This window comes from Streptomyces sp. R-74717 (assembly GCF_047305335.1).
GTDB classification, from domain to species: Bacteria; Actinomycetota; Actinomycetes; order Streptomycetales; family Streptomycetaceae; genus Streptomyces; species Streptomyces atratus.
The window spans coordinates 2,698,449-2,717,990 of record NZ_CP102361.1 but is presented as its reverse complement, the minus strand read 5'-3'; the positions used below and the strand labels follow the sequence as shown (position 1 = coordinate 2,717,990).

At 70.4% G+C, this 19,542-nt stretch carries 18 protein-coding genes; 12 read left to right on the top strand and 6 right to left on the bottom strand.

What is annotated here, in order from left to right:
- Positions 1–130: 130 nt before the first annotated feature.
- A complete protein-coding gene (locus NRF20_RS12115; protein WP_093898943.1) occupies positions 131–412 on the bottom strand; it encodes an HPr family phosphocarrier protein in 282 nt (93 codons plus the stop codon).
- Between the two features lie 172 nt (positions 413–584).
- On the opposite strand from NRF20_RS12115, the gene NRF20_RS12110 reads away from it, so the two are divergent.
- From NRF20_RS12110 to NRF20_RS12090, 5 genes are all read left to right on the top strand, one after another.
- Positions 585–3,509: a GNAT family N-acetyltransferase gene (locus NRF20_RS12110; protein WP_398630485.1), complete on the top strand. Its 2,925-nt coding sequence runs from the start codon at positions 585–587 to the stop codon at positions 3,507–3,509.
- Positions 3,510–3,638: 129 nt separating this feature from the next.
- Positions 3,639–4,235: a DUF5998 family protein gene (locus NRF20_RS12105; RefSeq protein ID WP_398630486.1), complete on the top strand. Its 597-nt coding sequence runs from the start codon at positions 3,639–3,641 to the stop codon at positions 4,233–4,235.
- Positions 4,235–5,422: an alkaline phosphatase family protein gene (locus tag NRF20_RS12100; protein WP_398630487.1), complete on the top strand. Its 1,188-nt coding sequence runs from the start codon at positions 4,235–4,237 to the stop codon at positions 5,420–5,422. Before NRF20_RS12105 ends, NRF20_RS12100 begins: the two co-directional genes overlap by 1 nt.
- A gap of 82 nt (positions 5,423–5,504) precedes the next feature.
- A complete protein-coding gene (locus NRF20_RS12095) occupies positions 5,505–6,155 on the top strand; it encodes a thymidine kinase (RefSeq protein WP_398630488.1) in 651 nt (216 codons plus the stop codon).
- A 43-nt stretch (positions 6,156–6,198) separates the two neighbouring features.
- Positions 6,199–7,077, top strand: coding sequence for a PaaX family transcriptional regulator C-terminal domain-containing protein (locus NRF20_RS12090; protein WP_398630489.1), 879 nt, complete (start codon positions 6,199–6,201; stop codon positions 7,075–7,077).
- 22 nt (positions 7,078–7,099) lie between these two features.
- Here NRF20_RS12090 and NRF20_RS12085 read toward each other — a convergent pair whose 3' ends face one another.
- Positions 7,100–7,876, bottom strand: coding sequence for a VOC family protein (locus tag NRF20_RS12085; RefSeq protein ID WP_398630490.1), 777 nt, complete (start codon positions 7,874–7,876; stop codon positions 7,100–7,102).
- A 233-nt stretch (positions 7,877–8,109) separates the two neighbouring features.
- Between NRF20_RS12085 and NRF20_RS12080 the strand changes: the two genes are divergently transcribed.
- Positions 8,110–8,937 (top strand): sulfurtransferase, encoded by an 828-nt coding sequence (locus NRF20_RS12080; RefSeq protein WP_398630491.1) that lies wholly within the window; start codon positions 8,110–8,112, stop codon positions 8,935–8,937.
- Between the two features lie 188 nt (positions 8,938–9,125).
- On the opposite strand, the gene sepH is transcribed toward NRF20_RS12080, so the two are convergent.
- Complete coding sequence (sepH, locus tag NRF20_RS12075; RefSeq protein ID WP_398630492.1) at positions 9,126–10,193, bottom strand: septation protein SepH; 1,068 nt, start codon at positions 10,191–10,193, stop codon at positions 9,126–9,128.
- 497 nt (positions 10,194–10,690) lie between these two features.
- Between sepH and NRF20_RS12070 the strand changes: the two genes are divergently transcribed.
- Positions 10,691–11,644 carry a hypothetical protein gene (locus NRF20_RS12070; RefSeq protein ID WP_398630493.1) on the top strand — a complete coding sequence of 318 codons (954 nt, stop codon included), beginning with the start codon at positions 10,691–10,693 and terminating at the stop codon, positions 11,642–11,644.
- A gap of 13 nt (positions 11,645–11,657) precedes the next feature.
- Here the strand turns inward: NRF20_RS12070 and NRF20_RS12065 are convergent, their stop codons facing one another.
- The gene (locus NRF20_RS12065; RefSeq protein ID WP_398630494.1) at positions 11,658–12,980 is read right to left on the bottom strand and encodes a D-arabinono-1,4-lactone oxidase; all 1,323 of its coding nucleotides are present in this window, start codon (positions 12,978–12,980) and stop codon (positions 11,658–11,660) included.
- Entirely contained in the window at positions 12,937–14,184 is a 1,248-nt protein-coding gene (locus NRF20_RS12060) for an MFS transporter (protein WP_266357099.1), read from the bottom strand. Before NRF20_RS12060 ends, NRF20_RS12065 begins: the two co-directional genes overlap by 44 nt.
- Before the next feature lie 154 nt (positions 14,185–14,338).
- On the opposite strand from NRF20_RS12060, the gene NRF20_RS12055 reads away from it, so the two are divergent.
- Complete coding sequence (locus NRF20_RS12055; protein ID WP_413752566.1) at positions 14,339–15,466, top strand: ferrochelatase; 1,128 nt, start codon at positions 14,339–14,341, stop codon at positions 15,464–15,466.
- 39 nt (positions 15,467–15,505) lie between these two features.
- On the top strand, positions 15,506–16,324 hold the full coding sequence (locus NRF20_RS12050; protein WP_398630496.1) for an inositol monophosphatase family protein: 819 nt from the start codon (positions 15,506–15,508) through the stop codon (positions 16,322–16,324).
- Positions 16,325–16,404: 80 nt separating this feature from the next.
- On the opposite strand, the gene NRF20_RS12045 is transcribed toward NRF20_RS12050, so the two are convergent.
- Positions 16,405–16,578 (bottom strand): hypothetical protein, encoded by a 174-nt coding sequence (locus tag NRF20_RS12045; RefSeq protein ID WP_176740391.1) that lies wholly within the window; start codon positions 16,576–16,578, stop codon positions 16,405–16,407.
- A 371-nt stretch (positions 16,579–16,949) separates the two neighbouring features.
- Here NRF20_RS12045 and NRF20_RS12040 point away from each other — a divergent pair, with 371 nt between their 5' ends.
- From NRF20_RS12040 to NRF20_RS12030, 3 genes are all read left to right on the top strand, one after another.
- On the top strand, positions 16,950–17,603 hold the full coding sequence (locus NRF20_RS12040; protein WP_266357093.1) for a response regulator transcription factor: 654 nt from the start codon (positions 16,950–16,952) through the stop codon (positions 17,601–17,603).
- Positions 17,604–17,609: 6 nt separating this feature from the next.
- Positions 17,610–18,839: a sensor histidine kinase gene (locus NRF20_RS12035; RefSeq protein ID WP_398630497.1), complete on the top strand. Its 1,230-nt coding sequence runs from the start codon at positions 17,610–17,612 to the stop codon at positions 18,837–18,839.
- Between the two features lie 404 nt (positions 18,840–19,243).
- On the top strand, positions 19,244–19,540 hold the full coding sequence (locus NRF20_RS12030) for a DUF4193 domain-containing protein (protein WP_003965732.1): 297 nt from the start codon (positions 19,244–19,246) through the stop codon (positions 19,538–19,540).
- Positions 19,541–19,542 lie beyond the last annotated feature (2 nt).

The window sequence follows — 19,542 nt, the reverse complement described above, 5'->3', positions numbered from 1 at the left end:
CGACAAAGAGTCGTGATTCCATGAGGGCTTTCTTTGGGCTGCCCGAATTTACTCCCGTCGTCCTGGGTCGGGAAAGCGAAAAAGCCGCGGCCCTCAATAAGGGTGCCGCGGCTCTCTCGCAGGAAATGGTTCAGACGGTCTCCGGAAGCTCGTCGAGCCCTTCGGCGACCAGCTTCGCCAGACGGTCCAGGGCGGCTTCGGAGTCGTCGGCCTCGGACGCGAGCACGATCTCCTCGCCGCCGTGTGCGCCGAGACCGAGCACCGCGAGCATGGAGGCGGCGTTCACCGGGTTGCCGTCGGCCTTGGAGATCGTCACAGGGACGCCGGAAGCCGTGGCGGCACGGACGAAGATGGAAGCGGGGCGGGCGTGCAGGCCCTCGGCCCAACCGACGTTGACGCGGCGCTCAGCCATGGTTCTGCCCTTCGCGAATCAATGGTTGTCTAGACCAGTCTCTCATGTGGTGCGCGATGCTCCGGCCGACCCGCGGCACGCCCACAACCCGCGCTGTACCGCCGATCGGCCCCCTCAGACTGCCCCGGCCCCAAGACCTACGCGACCGCTGACGGAGCCGTAGTCTTTGCGCATGCAGCCCTCGCCGGAGCAGAGTCCGCATCATGCGTACCCCGACCACTGGGAAGCGGACGTGGTCCTCCGCGACGGAGGAACCGCCCGGATCAGGCCCATCACCACGGACGACGCCGAGCGGCTGGTCAGCTTCTACGAGCAGGTCTCCGACGAGTCGAAGTACTACCGCTTCTTCGCCCCGTACCCGCGTCTGTCCGACAGGGACGTGCACCGCTTCACCCATCACGACTACGTCGACCGGGTGGGGCTCGCGGTCACGGTCGGCGGCGAGTTCATCGCGACCGTCCGCTACGACCGGATCGACGAGCGGGGCAGGCCCGCTTCCGCGCCCGCCGACGAGGCCGAGGTCGCCTTCCTCGTCCAGGACGCGCATCAGGGCCGGGGCGTGGCATCGGCGCTCCTCGAACACATCGCGGCCGTCGCCCGTGAGCGAGGAATCCGCCGTTTCGCTGCCGAGGTGCTGCCAGCGAACAACAAGATGATCAAGGTGTTCCGGGACGCCGGGTACACCCAGCAGCGCAGCTTCGAGGACGGCTCCGTCCATCTCACCCTGGACCTCGAACCGACCGCAGAGTCGCTCGCCGTGCAGCGCGGCCGTGAGCAGCGGGCCGAGGCGCGCTCCGTGCAACGGCTGCTCGCCCCCGGATCCGTCGCCGTCATCGGCGCGGGCCGGACTCCCGGCGGGGTCGGCCGCACGGTCCTGCGCAACCTTCTCGGGGCCGGCTTCACCGGCCGTACGTACGCAGTGAACCGCGCCTTCGCCGCCGACCAGGGCACGATCGACGGTGTTCCCGCCCACCGTTCCGTCGGCGAGATCGACGAACAGGTGGATCTCGCGGTCGTCGCCGTCCCCGCCGACCGGGTTCCGGAGGCCGTCGCCGACTGCGGTGAGCACGGTGTCCAGGGCCTGGTCGTCCTCTCCGCCGGGTACGCCGAATGGGGCGCCGAAGGCAGGGAACGGCAGCGTGAACTGGTCCGCCAGGCCCGCTCGTACGGGATGCGGATCATCGGGCCGAATGCCTTCGGTGTCATCAACAACTCCGAAGCCGTCCGGCTGAACGCCTCCCTCGCCCCCGAGCCGCCCGCCCCCGGGCGCATCGGCCTCTTCACTCAGTCCGGAGCGATCGGCATCGCGCTGCTCTCCGGGCTCTACCGGCGCGGCGCAGGCCTGTCCACCTTCATCTCCGCCGGCAACCGCGCCGACATCTCGGGCAACGACTTCCTGCAGTACTGGTACGAGGACCCGGACACCGATGTCGCCCTGCTGTACCTCGAATCGCTGGGCAACCCCCGCAAATTCACCCGCCTCGCGCGGCGCACCGCGGCCGTGAAGCCGGTGGTCGTGGTGAAGGGCGCCCGGCACAGCGGCTCCACCCCGCCCGGCCATGCGGTGCCGGTCAGCCGGATCCCGGACGCGACGGTCTCCGCGCTCATGCGGCAGGCGGGCGTGATCCGCGTCGACACCGTGACGGAGATGGTCGATGCGGGTCTTCTTCTCGCCGATCAGCCCCTCCCGGCGGGCCCGCGGGTCGCGATCCTCGGCAACTCCGAATCGCTCGGCCTGCTCACGTACGACGCCTGCCTGGCCGAGGGGCTGCGCCCGCGCCCGCCCCGCGACCTCACCACCTCCGCCACCCCGCAGGACTTCCGGGACGCCCTGGCCGAGGCCCTCGCCGACGAGGGCTGCGACTCGGTGGTCGTGACGGCGATCCCGTGGGTGGGCGAGAACGGCGAGGCGGAATCCGGCGACGGCGAGGTGCTGGCGACCGCGCTGCACGCGGCCGCCGCGGCCGGTCCCGCCAAGCCGGTGGCTGTCGTCCATGTGGAGATCGGCGGCCTGGCGGAGGCCCTCGCCGCGGCCACCAGCACGGTCGCACTGCCGCGTCCTTCGACACAGTCCTCCGCAGCCGCGACACCCCCGCGCGCCGGAGTCGCCACCACGACCGGCCCCGCCCCTGCGCATACCCCCTCAGTACCCGGAACCGGCAGCGGCACAGCCACCGCCTCCACCGATGCGGGCGCTGACGGCGGCCCCGGCATCCGGGCCGGCCGGATTCCCGCCTACCCCGCCGCCGAACGGGCCGTACGTGCCCTGGCCGAAGCGGTGAGGTACGCACAGTGGCGACGGCAGGCCGCCGTGCCCGGCAAGGTGCCCGAGTTCCTCGACGACACGATCGACGAGCCGGGCGCCGCCGACCTGATCGACACCCTCCTCGGCCCCGACCCCGACCCGCGGGGCAGACCGCTCGCCCACGACGAGGCGCGCGAACTTCTGGGCCGCTACGGCATCACCGTACGGCCGACGCTTCCGGCCCCCGACCAGGAAGTCGCTGTCGCCGCGGCGGCACAGCTCGGCTATCCCGTGGCGCTCAAGACCACCGCACCCCATCTGCGCCACCGTGCCGATCTCGGCGGTGTCCGGCTGGACCTCGCCAACGAGGGCGCGTTGCGCCGGGCGTACGGCGAACTGACCGACCTGCTCGGCAAGCCCGCCGAGCTCCAGCCCGTCGTCCAGGCCATGGCGCCGCGTGGCGTCGACACCGTCGTACGGGCCACGATCGACCCGGCGGCGGGTGCCGTCCTCTCCTTCGGGCTCGCGGGCGCGCCCTCCGAGCTTCTCGGCGACACCGCGCACCGCCTCGTTCCGGCCACCGACCGCGACGCCGCCGAGCTGATCCGGTCCATCCGGGCGGCGCCGGTGCTGTTCGGCTGGCGTGGCGCGGCACCCGTGGACACCGCGGCGCTGGAAGAGCTGCTGCTGCGGGTGTCCCGGCTGGTCGACGACCATCCCGAGGTGGTCTCCATCGCCCTGGAACCGGTCGTGGTCGCCGCCCAGGGGCTGACCGTCCTCGGTGCGAGCGTCCGGCTCTCGCCGCCCCCGGCCCGCACCGACCTCGGTCCCCGCCGCCTCCCCAACTACTGATCGGCGACGCACCGTTTCGTCCCCGATCGCCGGACGGGCGCGAAACCGGGTCCCTTCACCGCTGGGGCCCCGGTCCGCCCTGCTGCACAACGTCCCCGGCAGTCATCCGTCCCCCGTAGGATGGTCCTCATGGCAAAGACCGGTACGACGACCAAGGGGCTGCGCGCGGCGATCGAGCGCAGCGGCTACTACCCGGCCCTCGTGGCCGAGGCGGTGGAGGCCGCTGTGGGCGGTGAGCCGGTCGCTTCGTACCTGGTGCACCAGGAGACCACCTTCGACTCGAACGAGGTACGCCGCCATGTCACGGTCCTGGTCCTGACGGACAACCGTTTCATCGTCAGCCACACCGACGAGCAGAACGCGGACACCAGCTCCCCGACGCCGTACGCCACGACCTCCACCGAGTCGGTCAAGCTCGACCGGATCTCGTCGGTCGTGGTCAGCCGTGTCGTGGCCAACCCCGAGAAGTACGTACCGGGCACGCTGCCCCGCGAGGTCGTCCTCACCATCGGATGGGGCGCGGTCTCCCGGATCGACCTGGAGCCGGCCGCCTGCGGCGACCCCAACTGCGAGGCCGACCACGGCTACACCGGCAGCTCCACCGCCGACGATCTGAGCCTGCGGGTCAGCGAGGCCGGTGACGGCCCGGACACCGTGCGCCAGACCCTCGCCTTCGCCCAGGCGCTCTCCGAGGCCACGGCCGCGACCGCGGCGACCGGCCGCTGATGGCCCAGCCGGCCTGGCAGGACCCCGTTCTGCTCCCCGTCGACACCGCCCCCGTCCCGGAGTACGGCAGCGGCTCGCTCTCCGATCTGCTGCCCACGCTCGCCGCCGGACAGGGCGTACCCGGCTTCACCGCCGCGATCCCCGAACTCACCCCTGCCGACCGGAACTGCGTGTTCCTGATAGACGGTCTCGGCTGGGAGCAGATCAAGGCCCACCCGGACGAGGCACCGTTTCTGCACTCCCTGCTGCCCACCTCGCGCGGCGGCACCGGCCGTCCGATCACGGCGGGCTTCCCGGCCACCACCGCGACCTCACTGGCCTCGGTCGGTACCGGACTTCCGCCGGGGGAGCACGGCCTTCCCGGCTACACCGCGCGCAATCCGGAGACCGGCGAGCTGATGAACCAGCTCCGCTGGCAGCCCTGGACCTCGCCGAAGGCCTGGCAGCCGTACCCCACCGTCTTCAAGCTTGCCGACGCCGCCGGCGTGCGCACCGCCCAGGTCTCCGCCCCCGCCTTCGAGCAGACTCCGCTCACCAAGGTTGCGCTCAGCGGGGGCTCGTTCCTCGGCCGGCTGTCCGGCGAAGAACGGATGGACGTCGCCGCCGAACGGCTCGCCGCAGGTGACCGCTCGCTCGTCTACACGTACTACAGCGAGGTCGACGGCAAGGGCCACCGCTTCGGCGTCGACTCCGACGCCTGGCGCGGACAGCTGATGTACGTGGACGGGCTGGCCCGACGGCTGGCCGAACAGCTCCCGCCCCGCTCGGCCCTGTACATCACCGCCGACCACGGCATGATCGACATCCCCTTCGACGAGCAGTCCCGGATCGACTTCGACGAGGACTGGGAGCTGCGCGCGGGGGTCGCCCTGCTCGGCGGTGAGGGCCGGGCCCGTCATGTGTACGCCGTCCCGGGGGCCGAGAGCGACGTGCTGACCGTCTGGCGGGAAGTGCTCGGCGAGCAGTTCTGGGTGGCGAGCCGGGACGAGGCGATCGCGGCCGGCTGGTTCGGCCCGAAGATCGACGAACGTGTCCATGGCAGGATCGGTGACGTCGTCGCGGCGGCCCGCGACGACGTGGTGATCACCGCGTCGGTCAATGAGCCGCACGAGTCCGCGATGGTCGGCATGCATGGTTCCATGACCCCCGTCGAGCAGCTCGTCCCGCTGCTCGAAGTACGCTCGTAGGCGCGTTTTCCCTCTCCAGCGTTTCCCCACCACCATTTCCTTCCGCCCTGCTTCGCCCCGCCCGAAAGGTGCTCAGCCCCTCATGCCCGAGCTTGTGTTCTTCTCCGGAACGATGGACTGCGGAAAGAGCACGCTGGCGCTGCAGATCGGCCACAACCGTTCGGCGCGCGGCCTGCAAGGCGTGATCTTCACCCGTGACGACCGGGCGGGTCAGGGCAAGCTCTCCTCACGTCTGGGGCTGGTCACCGAGGCCGTCGAGGCCGATGAGGGCATGGATCTGTACGCGCACCTGGTCGACCTCATCAGCCGGGGCGGCCGGGCGGACTACGTGATCGTGGACGAGGCGCAGTTCCTGGCCCCCGTCCAGATCGACCAGCTCGCCCGTATCGTCGACGACCTCGGCATGGACGTCTTCGCGTTCGGCATCACCACCGACTTCCGGACCAAGTTGTTCCCCGGATCCCAGCGGCTGATCGAACTGGCTGACCGGGTCGAGACGCTCCAGGTCGAGGCGCTCTGCTGGTGCGGTGCACGGGCCACGCACAACGCCCGCACGATCGGCGGCGAGATGGTCGTCGAAGGTGCCCAGGTGGTCGTGGGAGACGTCAACCAGCAGGCGGGCGAGGTCGGTTACGAGGTGCTGTGCCGGCGACACCACCAGCGCAGGACGACCAGCGCGAGCGCCCGCGCGGCTGCGCTCTCGCCGGACGTGCTGCCCGTCACCTCTGCCTGAACCGTCCCCTCGGGCGTCCGGCGGAGATGCTTAGGATGACGCTGTGAACACGGTGAGCGGAAAAGAGGCCGAGTCCGAATCGGGCCCGTCGGGCAGGGTGCAGCCGAGGCAGCTGATCGTGACGGTCTACGGGCTGTACGCGCGCGACACCGAAGGCTGGATGTCCGTGGCCTCGCTCATCCAGCTGCTTGCCGACCTCGGCGTCGAGGGGCCGACCGTCCGGTCCTCGGTCTCCCGGCTGAAGCGCGCCGGACTGCTCGAAGCCGAATCGGTCTCCGGAGCTGCCGGATACCGGATCTCACCGGAGACCGAGCGGATTCTGCGCGACGGCGATCCGCGGATCTTCGCGGCGCGGCGGGCCACCGTGGACGAGGGCTGGGTGCTGGTCGTCTTCTCGGTGCCCGAGTCGGAACGCGCCAAGCGGCACACCCTGCGCACCCAGCTCACCCGGCTCGGCTTCGGTTCCGTGTCCGCCGGGGTGTGGATCGCACCGGGACATGCGCACGACGAGGCGGAGGACATGCTGGCCCGGCACGGGCTGCGCTCGTACGCCGACCTGTTCCGGGCCGACTATCTGTCGGTAGGCGGGGGCACGGACGGGGGCGGGGACCTTGCGGCGAAGGTGCGCTCCTGGTGGGACACCGTCCGGCTGCAGCAGCTGTACGTCGAATTCCTCGCGGTGCATCGTCCGGTGGCCGAGCGGATCGCGAGCGGAAGTCCGGTGACGGACCGCGAGGCGTTCACGACGTACATCAGGGTCCTCACCGACTGGCGCCGGCTCGTCTACCTCGACCCCGGTGTTGCGCATGAACTGCTGCCGGCCGAGTGGAGCGGAACCGAGGCGTCCGAGCTCTTCGACGAATTGCACGCCCGGCTGGCCGGCCCCGCCCATCGGCATGTCGAACGGGTCCGGGCCTGCTGACCAGCCCTCGCAGCCCGGCGGCTCAGCGAGCGGCCGTGCGTAGGATCGTGAACACCGCGCCCTCAGGGTCCGCCACGGTCGCCACCCGGCCGCTCGACCCCTCCCGGGCCGGCTGCAGGATGTATCCGCCGAGTTCCACCACGCGGTGCGCGGCCGCGTCGGTGTCGGTGACCTCGAAGTACGTCATCCAGTGCGGGCCCCGATCGCGCGGCACGGCGTGGCCCACGCCGTGCAGCGAGGCCACCGGACGGCCGTTCAGATGCAGGGTCTGGTAGTCGAAATCGGCCGAGACGACCGCCTCCGCCTCGTAGCCGAAAACCGTCTGGTAGAACTTGCAGACCGTCGAGGTCTCGCTGGTCACCAGCTCGTTCCAGACCGGTGTGCCGTGGGCTCCCGCGAGCGCCGTACCTACGTGCGCGGCGGCCTGCCAGATCCCGAAGACCGCGCCGCTGGGATCGGAGGCGATGGCGAGTCTGCCCGCCTCGCCCGCGTCCAGCGGTCCGACGGCGACCGTGCCGCCGCAGGAGCGGATCATCTCCGCCGTGACATCGGCGTCGTCGGTGGCCAGATAGGTCGTCCAGGCGACCGGCAGATGGCGGTCGGGCGGCAGCTGTCCGATGCCCGCGATCACTTTCCCGTCGATCAGTGCGCGGACGTAAGGACCCAGCTGGTCCGGTCCGGGCACGAACTCCCAGCCGAACAGATCGGCGTAGAAGGCCTGGGTCGCGCTCAGGTCGTGCACGATCAGACTCACCCAGCATGGTGTTCCGGGCGTGCGCCGGGCGGCAGCCTCGGTCATCGTCACTCTCTCCTCGGACCATCGTGGTGGCCGTACGGGGGGAACGGGGCCGGTGTGCCGCCGTGCGGTACAGGATGTGTACGCCCCGTGCAGATGCTTGCACCACCCGGCGCACGATGTGCCCCGGCCGCGCCGCACTTTCCGGGATCTCGACAGAGAGAGTCCGGTTTCATGCGATGCGTCCGTTTCAAAGGTGTTACGGGTGGGGCGGCTCCTGCGCGAGGATGGCACCCATGAAGCCCATCATCACCGCATCCGAATGCGCGAGCGAGTCGGCGGGGCCACGTCCGCCGGTGCTCCTGGACGTACGTTGGCAGCTGGGCGGCCCGCACGGCCGTCCCGGCTACGAGGCCGGGCACATCCCCGGTGCGGTATTCGTCGATCTTGATGCGGAACTTGCCGGTCCGGCAGGCAGCGGCGGCCGTCACCCGCTGCCCGATCCGGAGGAATTCGGCGCGGTGATGCGCCGAGCCGGGGTCTCCCGTGACAATCCCGTGGTCGTGTACGACGGCGGTCAGGGCTGGGCGGCGGCGCGCGCCTGGTGGCTGCTGCGCTGGACGGGGCACGAGGACGTCCGGGTCCTGGACGGCGGTCTCGCGGCCTGGAAGGGGGAGCTCCAGACGGAGACCCCGACCCCGGCCGAGGGTGACTTCCGGCCCGTACCCGGCGCTCTGCCGCTGCTGGACGCGGACGGGGCGGCGGCACTGGCCCGCTCGGGTCTGCTGCTCGACGCGCGAGCCGCCGAGCGCTACCGGGGCGATGTGGAGCCGATCGACCGGGTGGGCGGCCACATCCCGGGTGCAGTCTCGGCCCCGACCTCCGAGAACGCGGGGGACGACGGCCGATTCCTGCCCGCCGAATCGCTGGCGGCACGCTTCGAGAAGCTCGGTGCCGACCGGGCGCCGGAGGTGGGCGTCTACTGCGGCTCCGGTGTCTCCGCCGCCCATGAGGTGCTGGCCCTGGCCGTTGCCGGGGTCCCGGCGGCGCTGTACGCGGGCTCCTGGTCCGAGTGGTCCGGTGACGCGTCCCGCCCGGTCGCAAAGGGCCCCGACCCCCAGTAACGGAGCGCACACCGGCCCGAGGGCCAGGAACCGCCGTAACAGGTTCCGTACGCGCACGGTACGAGCGGCGCACACGGTACGAGGGATGCATGCGGTACGAGCGGCGCGCACGGCACGAGGTCCGCATGCCGCATGAGGGCCCGTACGCAACGGCGTACGGGCCCTCGTCATGCTGCGGTCACCCCGCCTCAGTCCTGCTTCTTCCGGCGTGTACCGAAGACGATCTCGTCCCAGCTCGGCACGGCGGCCCGGCGGCCCGGTCGGACGCCGTCCGCCTCGGCCTGGCGGTCCGTCGTCCCGGTCAGTCGGTCGCGGTGGCCGGCCACCGCTCGCGGCATGAGCACATCCGCGTAGGCGGAACCGGCGCCTGCGGAGGCTGCCGCGGCCGGCGGCTCGTCGGCCTCCGGCTCCTGCACGGCGGGCTCGATGGCCGGAGGCTCGGGCGGTGCGGGCCGCTCCGGCACCACCATGTCGCCGCGGAAGCTCGGCACCGCCTCCAGCAGGCTGGTCAGCGAATCGCGCTCGCCGGCCGAGATGCCTCCGATGCCGATGTGCTCTTCCGGCTCGGGCACGGGCGCCGTGGGGCGCTCCATCTGGCGGTCCAGGGCACGGTCCAGCGGCCGGTCGCGGGGCAGCCGGGCGATCCGCGGCACGAACGGGAAGCTCGGCTCGGGCGCGGCGACGTCGTCGGTCTCGCCGATCAGTGAACGCGCCTCGTCGTCCACGGCCTGGACCAGCCGGCGCGGCGGGTCGTACGTCCAGCTCGCCGAGTGCGGCTCGCCCGCGACCCGGTAGACCAGCAGGACTTCCCAGGTGCCGTCGTCACGGCGCCAGGAGTCCCACTGGACGGTCTCCTTGTCGGCGCCACGCAGCAGCAGTCGCTCCTGCACCGCCTCGCCGAGCTGGGGGCCGGTGTTCTCGCCGGGACGGCGCACGGGAGTCTTCCGGGCCCGCTCGGCCATGAAGGCACGCTCCGCGAGCACAGGGCCCTCGAAGCGGCGGACACGGTCGACCGGAATCCCGGCGAACTGAGCAACCTCCTCCGCGGAGGCACCGGCTCGTATCCGGGCCTGGATGTCGCGGGGGCGGAGGTGACTCTCCACCTCGATCTCGATCTGGCCGAGCCGCGCGCGGTCGTTGCGCACGGCGGCTCGCAGCCGCTCGTCGATCGGAAGCGTGTACTCCGTGCTGTCCGCAGCCTTGAGCACCAGTCGTGTGCCGTCGTTGGAGACGGCCACGACACGCAGTTCGGGCATGGGGACCTCCCGGGTGGTGCCTGCCGACGTCACGTGCGTCGCTGCTTCCGCTAGTCGAGTGTGGCCTGCCCGGGTGCAGCCTGCCACAACATTGCCGTGTTGCCCGGCGTGTCGGGCGTGAGCCCTTGATCGCCGATATGACACGGTGACCTATTGTGCAACACGAAGTGACTGATGGTCGCTTCATGTAGCCAGTCTCCGTGCGATGCCGTGGCGCCGCCGGATCGAGTGCCTCCTTCGGCCCCCTCCCGAAGATCCCGGACGCCCACGTGGGAGTCCGGCCCCAGGGCTCGCCACAGTACTCCATTCGGGCCATGTGGGTGGACCGCCGCGCCGCCGAAGTTCTCGTGAGGTGCGGGAGTTGGGCCACCCGGCCGGGTGCGGGGCGACCTCCATGCGTGTCCTGCTTCACAGAATCTCCCGAAGCGGAACTATTCACTTCGCTCAAATGTCCCTTCCTGTTGCATGGTGGGAGAGATGTCAACCAAGGGCTGGAAATGGTGCAGAAGCCAGAAAGTGACATAGAACCCAAAGAAAGGCGTATAGATCTGAGCCTGCCGCAGGTGGCGGGCAGCGCCGTGGCAGCAGTCGCGGCAGCGGTGGCGGCCTCCCAGCTGGGCGTGTACGGAACGATCCTCGGTGCCGGGGTGATGAGCGTCGTCGCCACATGCGGCGGTTCGGTCTTCCAGCACTTCTTCCGCCGCACGGGGGAGCAGATCCGCGAGGTCACGGTCCAGGTGAAGCACCCGGGCCGCGAGGTGACCGTACATACGCGTGAGACGGGTGGTGCGCGCGTAGCCACGGCCGTGCAGCGCGAGACGGACGCCACGACCGTACTGCGCAACGTGGCAGACGATCCGGACCGTACGCAGTTGCTGAGGCCGCTCGACGGGACCCAGTTGCTCACCACGGGGCGCCCGGTCCCGGACGAGGAGTTCTCCGAAGCCACCACCCACGGCACCCGCATCCGCGGCTGGAAGAGGTCGGCGCTCGGGGCGGTCGTGGTCTTCGCCGTGACGATGGTCGGCATCACCACGTTCGAACTGGTCTCCGGCAACGACCTGAGCGGTGGCAAAGGAACGACCGTCGGCTCCGTCGTACGCGGCGGGGAGCGGGGCTCCGGGTCGCACGACCCGGCACCGGCGACCAGCACCGATCCCGGCCAGGGGCGGACTCCGGACCAGGAGAGCGGCGCGACGCCCGGTACGGATTCGCAGGGCGGACAGAGCCGGAGCCCGGACTCGGGTCAGGGCGACGGCTCCTCGGCCGATCCGACGCCCAGCCCCACACCGTCCGACAACACAGGTGGCCAGACGAATCCGCCCCCGGCGGCCACGCCCTCCCCGGCAGCGCCCGGCGACGGCAGCACAGCCGGCCCGGACCCGGCGGGTGCGGGCGGCGCCACGGTGCAGGGCGACCACGCCACCAGCGGCACGGGCACCGCGCAGTGAACGGCCGCGGCGCTCAGTCGCCCAGCACCCGGCGCAGATAGTCGTTGCCGAAGAGACGGTCCGGGTCCAGCCGGTCGCGTACGGCGGTGAACTCGCCGAACCGCGGATACACCCCGGCGAGGTACTCGGCGTCGCGGGTGTTGACCTTGCCCCAGTGCGGGCGGCCGGCGTGGGCGGTCATGATCCGCTCGACGGCGGTGAAGTACGCCTGGTAGGGCGTGCCCTTGTACAGATGGACGGCGATGTACGCGCTCTGACGGCCCGAGGCCGTGGAGAGCGCGATGTCGTCCGCGGGGGCGGTACGGACCTCCACCGGGAAGCTGATCCGCAGGGGTGAACGCTCGACCATCGCCTTGACCTCGCGCAGCGCCTCCACGACGGCCTCGCGCGGCAGCGCGTACTCCATCTCCACGAAGCGGACCCGGCGCGGGCTGGTGAAGACCTTGTACGGGATGTCGGTGTACGTACGGGCCGACAGGGCGCGGCTGGAGAGCTTGGCGATCGACGGAATGGCGGCGGGAACCGCCCGGCCGAGCGAACAGGCCACCTGGAAGATCCCGTTGGAGAGGAGCTCGTCCTCGATCCAGCCGCTGACCTTTCCGGGCGGGGCGGCGGGGCCCGCGCTGCGGTTGTTGCGCTTGGTGTTGCAGTTGCCGGTGTGCGGGAACCAGTAGAACTCGAAGTGTTCGTTCTCGGCGACCAGCTCGTCGAAGTCGTCCGTGACCCGGTCGAAGCTCATCGGCTCCTCACGGGCCGTCAGCAGGAAGACCGGCTCCACGGCGAAGGTGATCGCCGTGACGACCCCCAGGGCGCCGAGCCCGATCCGGGCGACGGCGAAGATGTCGGCGTTCTCCTTCTCCGAACAGGTCAGCACCGTGCCGTCCGCCGTCACCAGTTCGAGGGCGCGGATCTGGGCGGATATGGACGCCGAGTCGCGGCCGGTGCCATGGGTGCCGGTCGAGGTGGCGCCGGCGACCGTCTGTTCCATGATGTCGCCCATGTTGGTCAGCGACAGGCCCTCCCGCGCCAGGGCGGTGTTCAGCCGCTTCAGCGGGGTGCCTGCCTCGACGGTCACCGTCATCGCCTTGCGGTCGATCTCCCGGATGCCGGTGAGCAGATCCGGACGGATCAGCACACCGTCGGTGGCCGCCGTCGCGGTGAACGAGTGCCCGGTGCCGACCGGCTTCACCCTCAGACCGTCCTCGGACGCGCGGCGCAGCACCTCGGCGAGCTCCGCCACGGAGGCGGGGGACACGGCCCGTGCCGGACGGGCGCTGACGTTCCCCGCCCAGTTACGCCACGCGCTCGTCGTCGTCCGTGCGTCGGTGTCGGTCATCTTTCCCGCGCCCTTCCGTAGGAACCGGCCCGCTGAGCCGGCGATACCCCAGGAACGCCACCGCGGCCGCGAGCGCTCCCGCCACGGCGGGCACCGCGTACCCCGCCTCGGCTCCGGACGCGTCGACCACCCAGCCTGCGGCCGAGGAGCCGAGCGCCACACCGACGGCGAGCCCGGTGCTGGTCCAGGTCATGCCCTCGGTCAGTTCGGTGCGCGGTACGTGTTGCTCGACGAGGGCCATGGTGGTGACCATCGTGGGTGCGATGGCGAGGCCCGCGACAAAGAGCGCCACGGCCAGAAACGGGAGGTTCCCGGCCAGTTGGAGGGGGATCATACTCACGGCCATCGCACACACACCCACCAGCCACCGGGTGGACGGCTTCCCCTTGAGGTGCAGCAGACCGAAGACCGCTCCGGCCAGGCAGGACCCCAGCGCGTACACGGCCAACACGAGGCTCGCCGCGGCCTTGTGACCCTGCTCCTCGGCGAAGGCCACCGTCACCACGTCGACCGCTCCGAAGATCGCACCGGTCGCCACGAACGTGACCACGAGCACCTGGAGGCCCCGCGAGCGCAGCGCGGAACCGCCGGTGTGCTGCTCGCGCGGATGCGGCACCGGCTCGGTGGCGCGCTGAGCGGTCAGCCAGAAGACACCGACCAGCAGGAACCCTGCGGCGAGAAGCGGCCCCGCCTCGGGGAACCAGGCGGTGGACAGACCGATCGAGATGATCGGCCCGAAGATGAAGCACACCTCGTCGACGATCGACTCCCATGAGTACGCGGTGTGCAGCTGCCGCGGTGAACCGCGGTAGATCTCCGCCCAGCGGGCCCGGATCATCGAACCCACGCTGGGGACGCATCCGGCGCCCGCCGCGAAGACGAAGAGCGTCCAGTCCGCCAGCCGCTGCTGCGCGCAGATCAGGAGACCGGCCACCGCCGCCAGCGCGACCAGGGTGGCGGGACGCAGGACGCGGCGCTGCCCGTGCCGGTCGACGAGCCGGGAGATCAGCGGGCCGATGACCGCCGCCGACATCGCCAGCGTCGCGGAGAGCGCGCCCGCGAGCCCGTAGCGGCCGGTGAGCTGGGACACCATGGTGACCACACCGATGCCCATCATGGACAGCGGCATCCGGCCGAGGAATCCGGCAGCCGAGAACCCCTTGGTGCCGGGGGCGGCGAAAATCGCGCGGTAGGGACTGGGCAAAGGAGGGCTCCGGAACAGCGTGATCACACGCGCTTGTAATGCGTGAACGTAGCCGATACAGCTTATGGTTCGGGTGGTCCGTGCGACACCGGGGTGGGCCCGGGAGCCGATGTCGATGGGAGCGCTGTCCGAGGCGAGTGGCAGGATCGATGCCATGTCCGATCTGCGCGATCCCGCTCCCTATGACGCCCTGCTGCTGCTCTCCTTCGGCGGCCCCGAAGGCCCGGACGACGTGGTCCCGTTCCTGGCGAACGTGACCCGAGGCCGTGGCATCCCCGAGGAGCGGCTGAAGGAAGTCGGCAAGCACTACTTCCTGTTCGGTGGCGTCAGCCCGATCAACGCCCAGAACAGGGCCTTGCTGGAGGCCCTGCGCAAGGACTTCGCGGAGCACGGACTCGATCTGCCGGTGTACTGGGGCAACCGCAATTGGGCGCCGTACCTCACCGACACCCTGCGCGAGATGACCGCGGACGGACACCGCCGCATCGCAGTCCTCGCCACCAGCGCATACGCCTCCTACTCCGGCTGCCGGCAGTACCGCGAGAACCTCGCCGAGTCGCTGGCCGCCCTGGAGGCCGAGGGGCTGCCGGTGCCCCGGGTCGACAAGCTCCGGCACTACTTCAACCATCCCGGGTTCGTACGGCCCATGGTGGACGGCGTCCTCGCCTCCCTGGCCGACCTCCCCGAGGACGTAAGGGCGGGAGCGCACATCGCCTTCACCACGCACTCCATCCCCGTCTCCGCCGCCGACACCTCCGGCCCCGTGGAGGAGCACGGCGACGGCGGCGCCTACGTCGCCGAACACCTCGACGTCGCCCGCCTGATCGTCGACGCGGTACGCGAGGAGACCGGCGTCGAGTACCCCTGGCAGCTCGTCTACCAGTCGCGCAGCGGCGCCCCGCACATCCCGTGGCTGGAGCCCGACATCTGCGACCACCTGGAGACGTTGCACGGCGAAGGCGTCCCCGCCGTGGTGATGGCCCCCATCGGTTTCGTCTCGGACCACATGGAAGTGCTGTACGACCTCGACACGGAGGCCACCGCGAAGGCCGCCGAACTCGGACTTCCGGTGCGCAGGTCCGCGACCGTGGGCGCCGACCCGCGGTTCGCCGCGGCCGTGCGCGAACTGGTGCTGGAGCGCGCCGCCACCGAACGGGGGCGCATCGCGCAGCGGTGTGCGCTGGGCGCGCTCGGCCCGAGCCATGACCTCTGCCCGGTCGGCTGCTGCCCGGCCCGGGCCCTCAAGCCCGCCGTCGCGGGCGCCGACAGCCCGTACGTGTAAAAGAGCCCCTGCCTTACGCCTAGAGCCCCCTGGAGCGCCGTGACCGACCCGAACCTGTCCGAACTGCTCGACCTCGCCCTGGAGGCCGCCCGCCGTGCCGGTGCGCTGCTGCGCGACGGCCGCCCGGCCGATCTGGGGGTGGCCGCGACCAAGTCCAGCCCGATCGACGTCGTCACCGAGATGGACATCGCCGCCGAGAAGCTGATCACCGGCTTCCTCACCGAGCGCCGCCCCCAGGACGGCTTTCTCGGTGAGGAAGGAGCGAGCGCGGAGGGCAGCAGCGGTATCCGATGGGTCATCGACCCGCTCGACGGCACCGTCAACTACCTGTACGGACTGCCGACCTGGGCCGTCTCCATCGCCGCTGAACGGGACGGCGAGCGGGTCGTGGGCGTGGTGGAGGCACCGATGCGCCGTGAGACGTACCAGGCGGTGCTCGGCGGCGGTGCATATGCGAAGGGCGGTGCGTACGGCGAAGGCACCTCCCTTCGCTGCCGGTCCGCGCCGCCGCTCGACGAGGCGCTCGTCTCGACCGGCTTCAACTACGTCGGCCACGTCCGTGCGCACCAGGCGGACGTGGCCCAGAAGCTGATCCCGCGGCTGCGTGACATCCGGCGCAGCGGCTCCGCCGCCGTGGACCTCTGCGATGTGGCGTCCGGCCGCCTCGACGGCTACTACGAGCGTGGGCTCCACCCGTGGGACCTGGCGGCCGGCGACCTCATCGCCCGCGAGGCGGGCGCCCGCACCGGCGGCCGCCCCGGGCTGCCCGCCGACGGTGATCTGACCGTCGCCGCGACGCCGGGTGTCTTCGAGCCCCTGCAGGGCCTCCTGGAGGAGCTCGGAGCCTGGCACGACTAGAACCCGGTCGACCGGGTTCTTCTGGACGCGAGAAGGGCCCCTGACGCCGGTTGCGGCATCAGGGGCCCTTCTCGCGTGGCTCAGACGCTGGTGGCGCCGATTTCAACGCCGTGCTCGGCGGCGAGGCGGTGCAGGTCGTCCAGCTCGCCCTGCTCGACATCCGCGAGGAAGTCGTCGCCCGTCTCCCGAGCTTTCGTGAGGTCGGACTCGGTGGTCTTGATTCGTTGCAGCAGACCTGCGGTGAAAGCGTCCATAATGCGCCCCCTCATCGTGGGTCGGTGGCACGGGGGTGTGCCCGGGTTTCCCTCCGCACGGAGGCGGTAGGGCGGGTGATCACGCGCTCTCCGGGGACGGAGCGGCCTGTGGCACGCCACATTCAAGGCGTGATCGCGGGTGTGAATTCGTCCTCCCCAGCCCAAAGCTCAGAGAAACCTCAACTGGCCCGGAAATCCGGTGATTTCCCCGGAGCCCCAGGTCGGCCAGCGTCGTCTTACCGCCGGTTTATACGCGTTGAGGGCAGGATGGAGCCGCAGACCAGTGCCGATGAGCGGTCCGGACCACGGACCGTGGTCACGTCGGGACGTTCTGAAGTCACCTACTGAAGTTTCTAAGGAAGGACAGCGCCGTGCGCGTACTCGTCGTTGAGGACGAGCAGTTGCTCGCCGATGCGGTGGCCACCGGATTGCGCCGTGAGGCCATGGCCGTCGATGTCGTGTACGACGGTGCGGCGGCCCTGGAGCGCGTCGAGGTCAACGACTACGACGTCGTGGTGCTGGACCGGGACCTCCCCCTGGTGCACGGCGACGACGTCTGCCGACGGATCGTCGAACTGGGCATGCCCACCCGGGTGCTCATGCTCACCGCGTCCGGGGACGTCAGCGACCGGGTGGAGGGGCTGGAGCTGGGCGCCGACGACTATCTGCCCAAGCCGTTCGCCTTCAGCGAGCTCACCGCGCGGGTACGGGCGCTGGGCCGGCGCACGACGGTGGCCCTGCCGCCCGTCCTGGAGCGCGCCGGAATCAAGCTCGACCCCAACCGCCGCGAGGTCTTCCGGGGCGAGGCGGAGATCCAGCTCGCGCCGAAGGAATTTGCCGTGCTGGAGGTCCTGATGCGCAGCGAGGGCGCGGTCGTCTCGGCCGAGCAGCTGCTGGAGAAGGCATGGGACGAGAACACCGACCCGTTCACCAATGTCGTCCGGGTGACCGTCATGACACTGCGCCGCAAACTCGGCGAACCGCCGGTGATCGTCACCGTGCCCGGCTCCGGCTACCGGATCTGACGGCCGATGCCCAACGTCCCGGCGCCGCCGACGGCGCCCCCGAAGCCCACCTGGGAGCCCAAACAGCAGGAGCCGCCGTACTGGCTGCGTCCGACCATCCGGATACGGCTCACGCTGCTCTACGGCGGCATGTTCCTGATCGCCGGCATCCTGCTGCTGGCGATCATCTACATGCTGGCAGCCGAGGCCCTCCATGTGGGCAGCGAGCTGCCGTTCAAGATCGTGAGCGGCCAGGTCGCCAGTGACGTGTGCAACTTCAGCGGCAAGACCACACCCGACGCCGCCAACGCGGCCATGAACACCTGCGTCAACCACCAGCGCCAGCAGGCGCTGGACACCCTCCTCAACCGGTCGCTGCTGGCGCTGGTCGGCCTCAGCGTCATCGCCTTCGCCTTCGGGTACGCCATGGCGGGCCGGGTGCTCTCCCCGCTGGGCCGGATCACCCGCACCGCCCGCCAGGTGGCCGGAACCGATCTGTCCCGCCGGATCGAGCTGGACGGCCCGGACGACGAGCTGAAGGAGCTCGCCGACACCTTCGACGAGATGCTCGACCGCCTGGAGCGCGCCTTCACCGCCCAACAACGGTTCGTCGGGAACGCATCGCACGAACTGCGTACCCCGCTCGCGATCAACCGCACGCTGCTCGAGGTCCATCTCTCCGACCCCCAGGCCCCGCCGGAGCTGAAGCAGCTCGGCAAGACCCTGCTGGCCACCAATGAGCGCAGTGAGCAGCTCGTCGAGGGCCTGCTGCTGCTCGCCCGCAGCGACAACCAGATCGTCGAGCGCAAACCGGTCGACCTCGCCGAGGTGGCCTCGCGAGCGATCGACCAGACGCACGGCGAGGCCGAGGAGCGGGGCGTGGAGATCCGTGGCGAGCGGGCCCCGGCCGTCATCCAGGGCAACGGCGTCCTGCTGGAGCGGATCGCACTGAACCTCGTACAGAACGCTGTGCGCTACAACGTTCCGGAGGGGGGCTGGGTGGAGGTCACCACCGAGCTCCAGTCCGGCCAGGCCTTGCTGGTGGTCTCGAACACGGGCCCAGTGGTGCCTGCGTATGAGATCGACAACCTCTTCGAGCCCTTCAGGCGGCTGCGTACGGAGCGAACAGGCAGCGACAAGGGGGTGGGGCTCGGTCTGTCGATCGCGCGCTCTGTGGCGCGCGCTCACGGCGGCCGTATCGGCGCGGAGCCCCGCGAGGGCGGTGGTCTTGTGATGCGCGTCTCACTTCCGGTCTGAGAGGCTGGGCGGGGCGAGTCGTGCCCGAATTATTTTGTTCGCTTTGAGCGGAATTTTCGGGACCTGCGCCCGAGGTTGCCGTGTGTGATCGATCACAGGAGCGAATTTCTGGATGTCAACGCTCCGTGATCAGAGCCGTCACCGGAAAACCCGCAAAAGTCGGGGTTTTCGGGGTTCGATATCACGGGAAGTACACGGGGTGGCGCCCGTGAAGCGCGAGACCGGGACCGTGTACGGTCCCCATCGCCACCCAAGGCGACCACTCCCGAGCGGTCCTTTTGGGTGTCGATTGAGTAACAGACCTTGATGTGAGGCAAAATCTCCGCCTCAGGTCGGGCACAAGTCCGGCCTCTCACGCGTTACGTGCGCTGAGACACCGCAGACACCCAGAGGGGGAGAGCGACATGGCAACGGATTACGACACCCCACGCAAGACCGATGACGACGTCGACCAGGACAGCCTTGAAGAGCTCAAGGCTCGCCGGAGCGACAAGACGGCGTCCGCCGTCGACGTCGACGAGTTCGACGCGGCCGAGGGACTGGAGCTGCCCGGAGCAGACCTGTCCAACGAAGAGCTGGCCGTGAGGGTCCTGCCCAAGCAAGCCGACGAGTTCACGTGCATGAGCTGCTTCCTCGTGCACCACAGGAGCCAGCTGGCGCGCGAGAAGAACGGTCAGCCGATCTGCCGCGACTGCGACTAGGT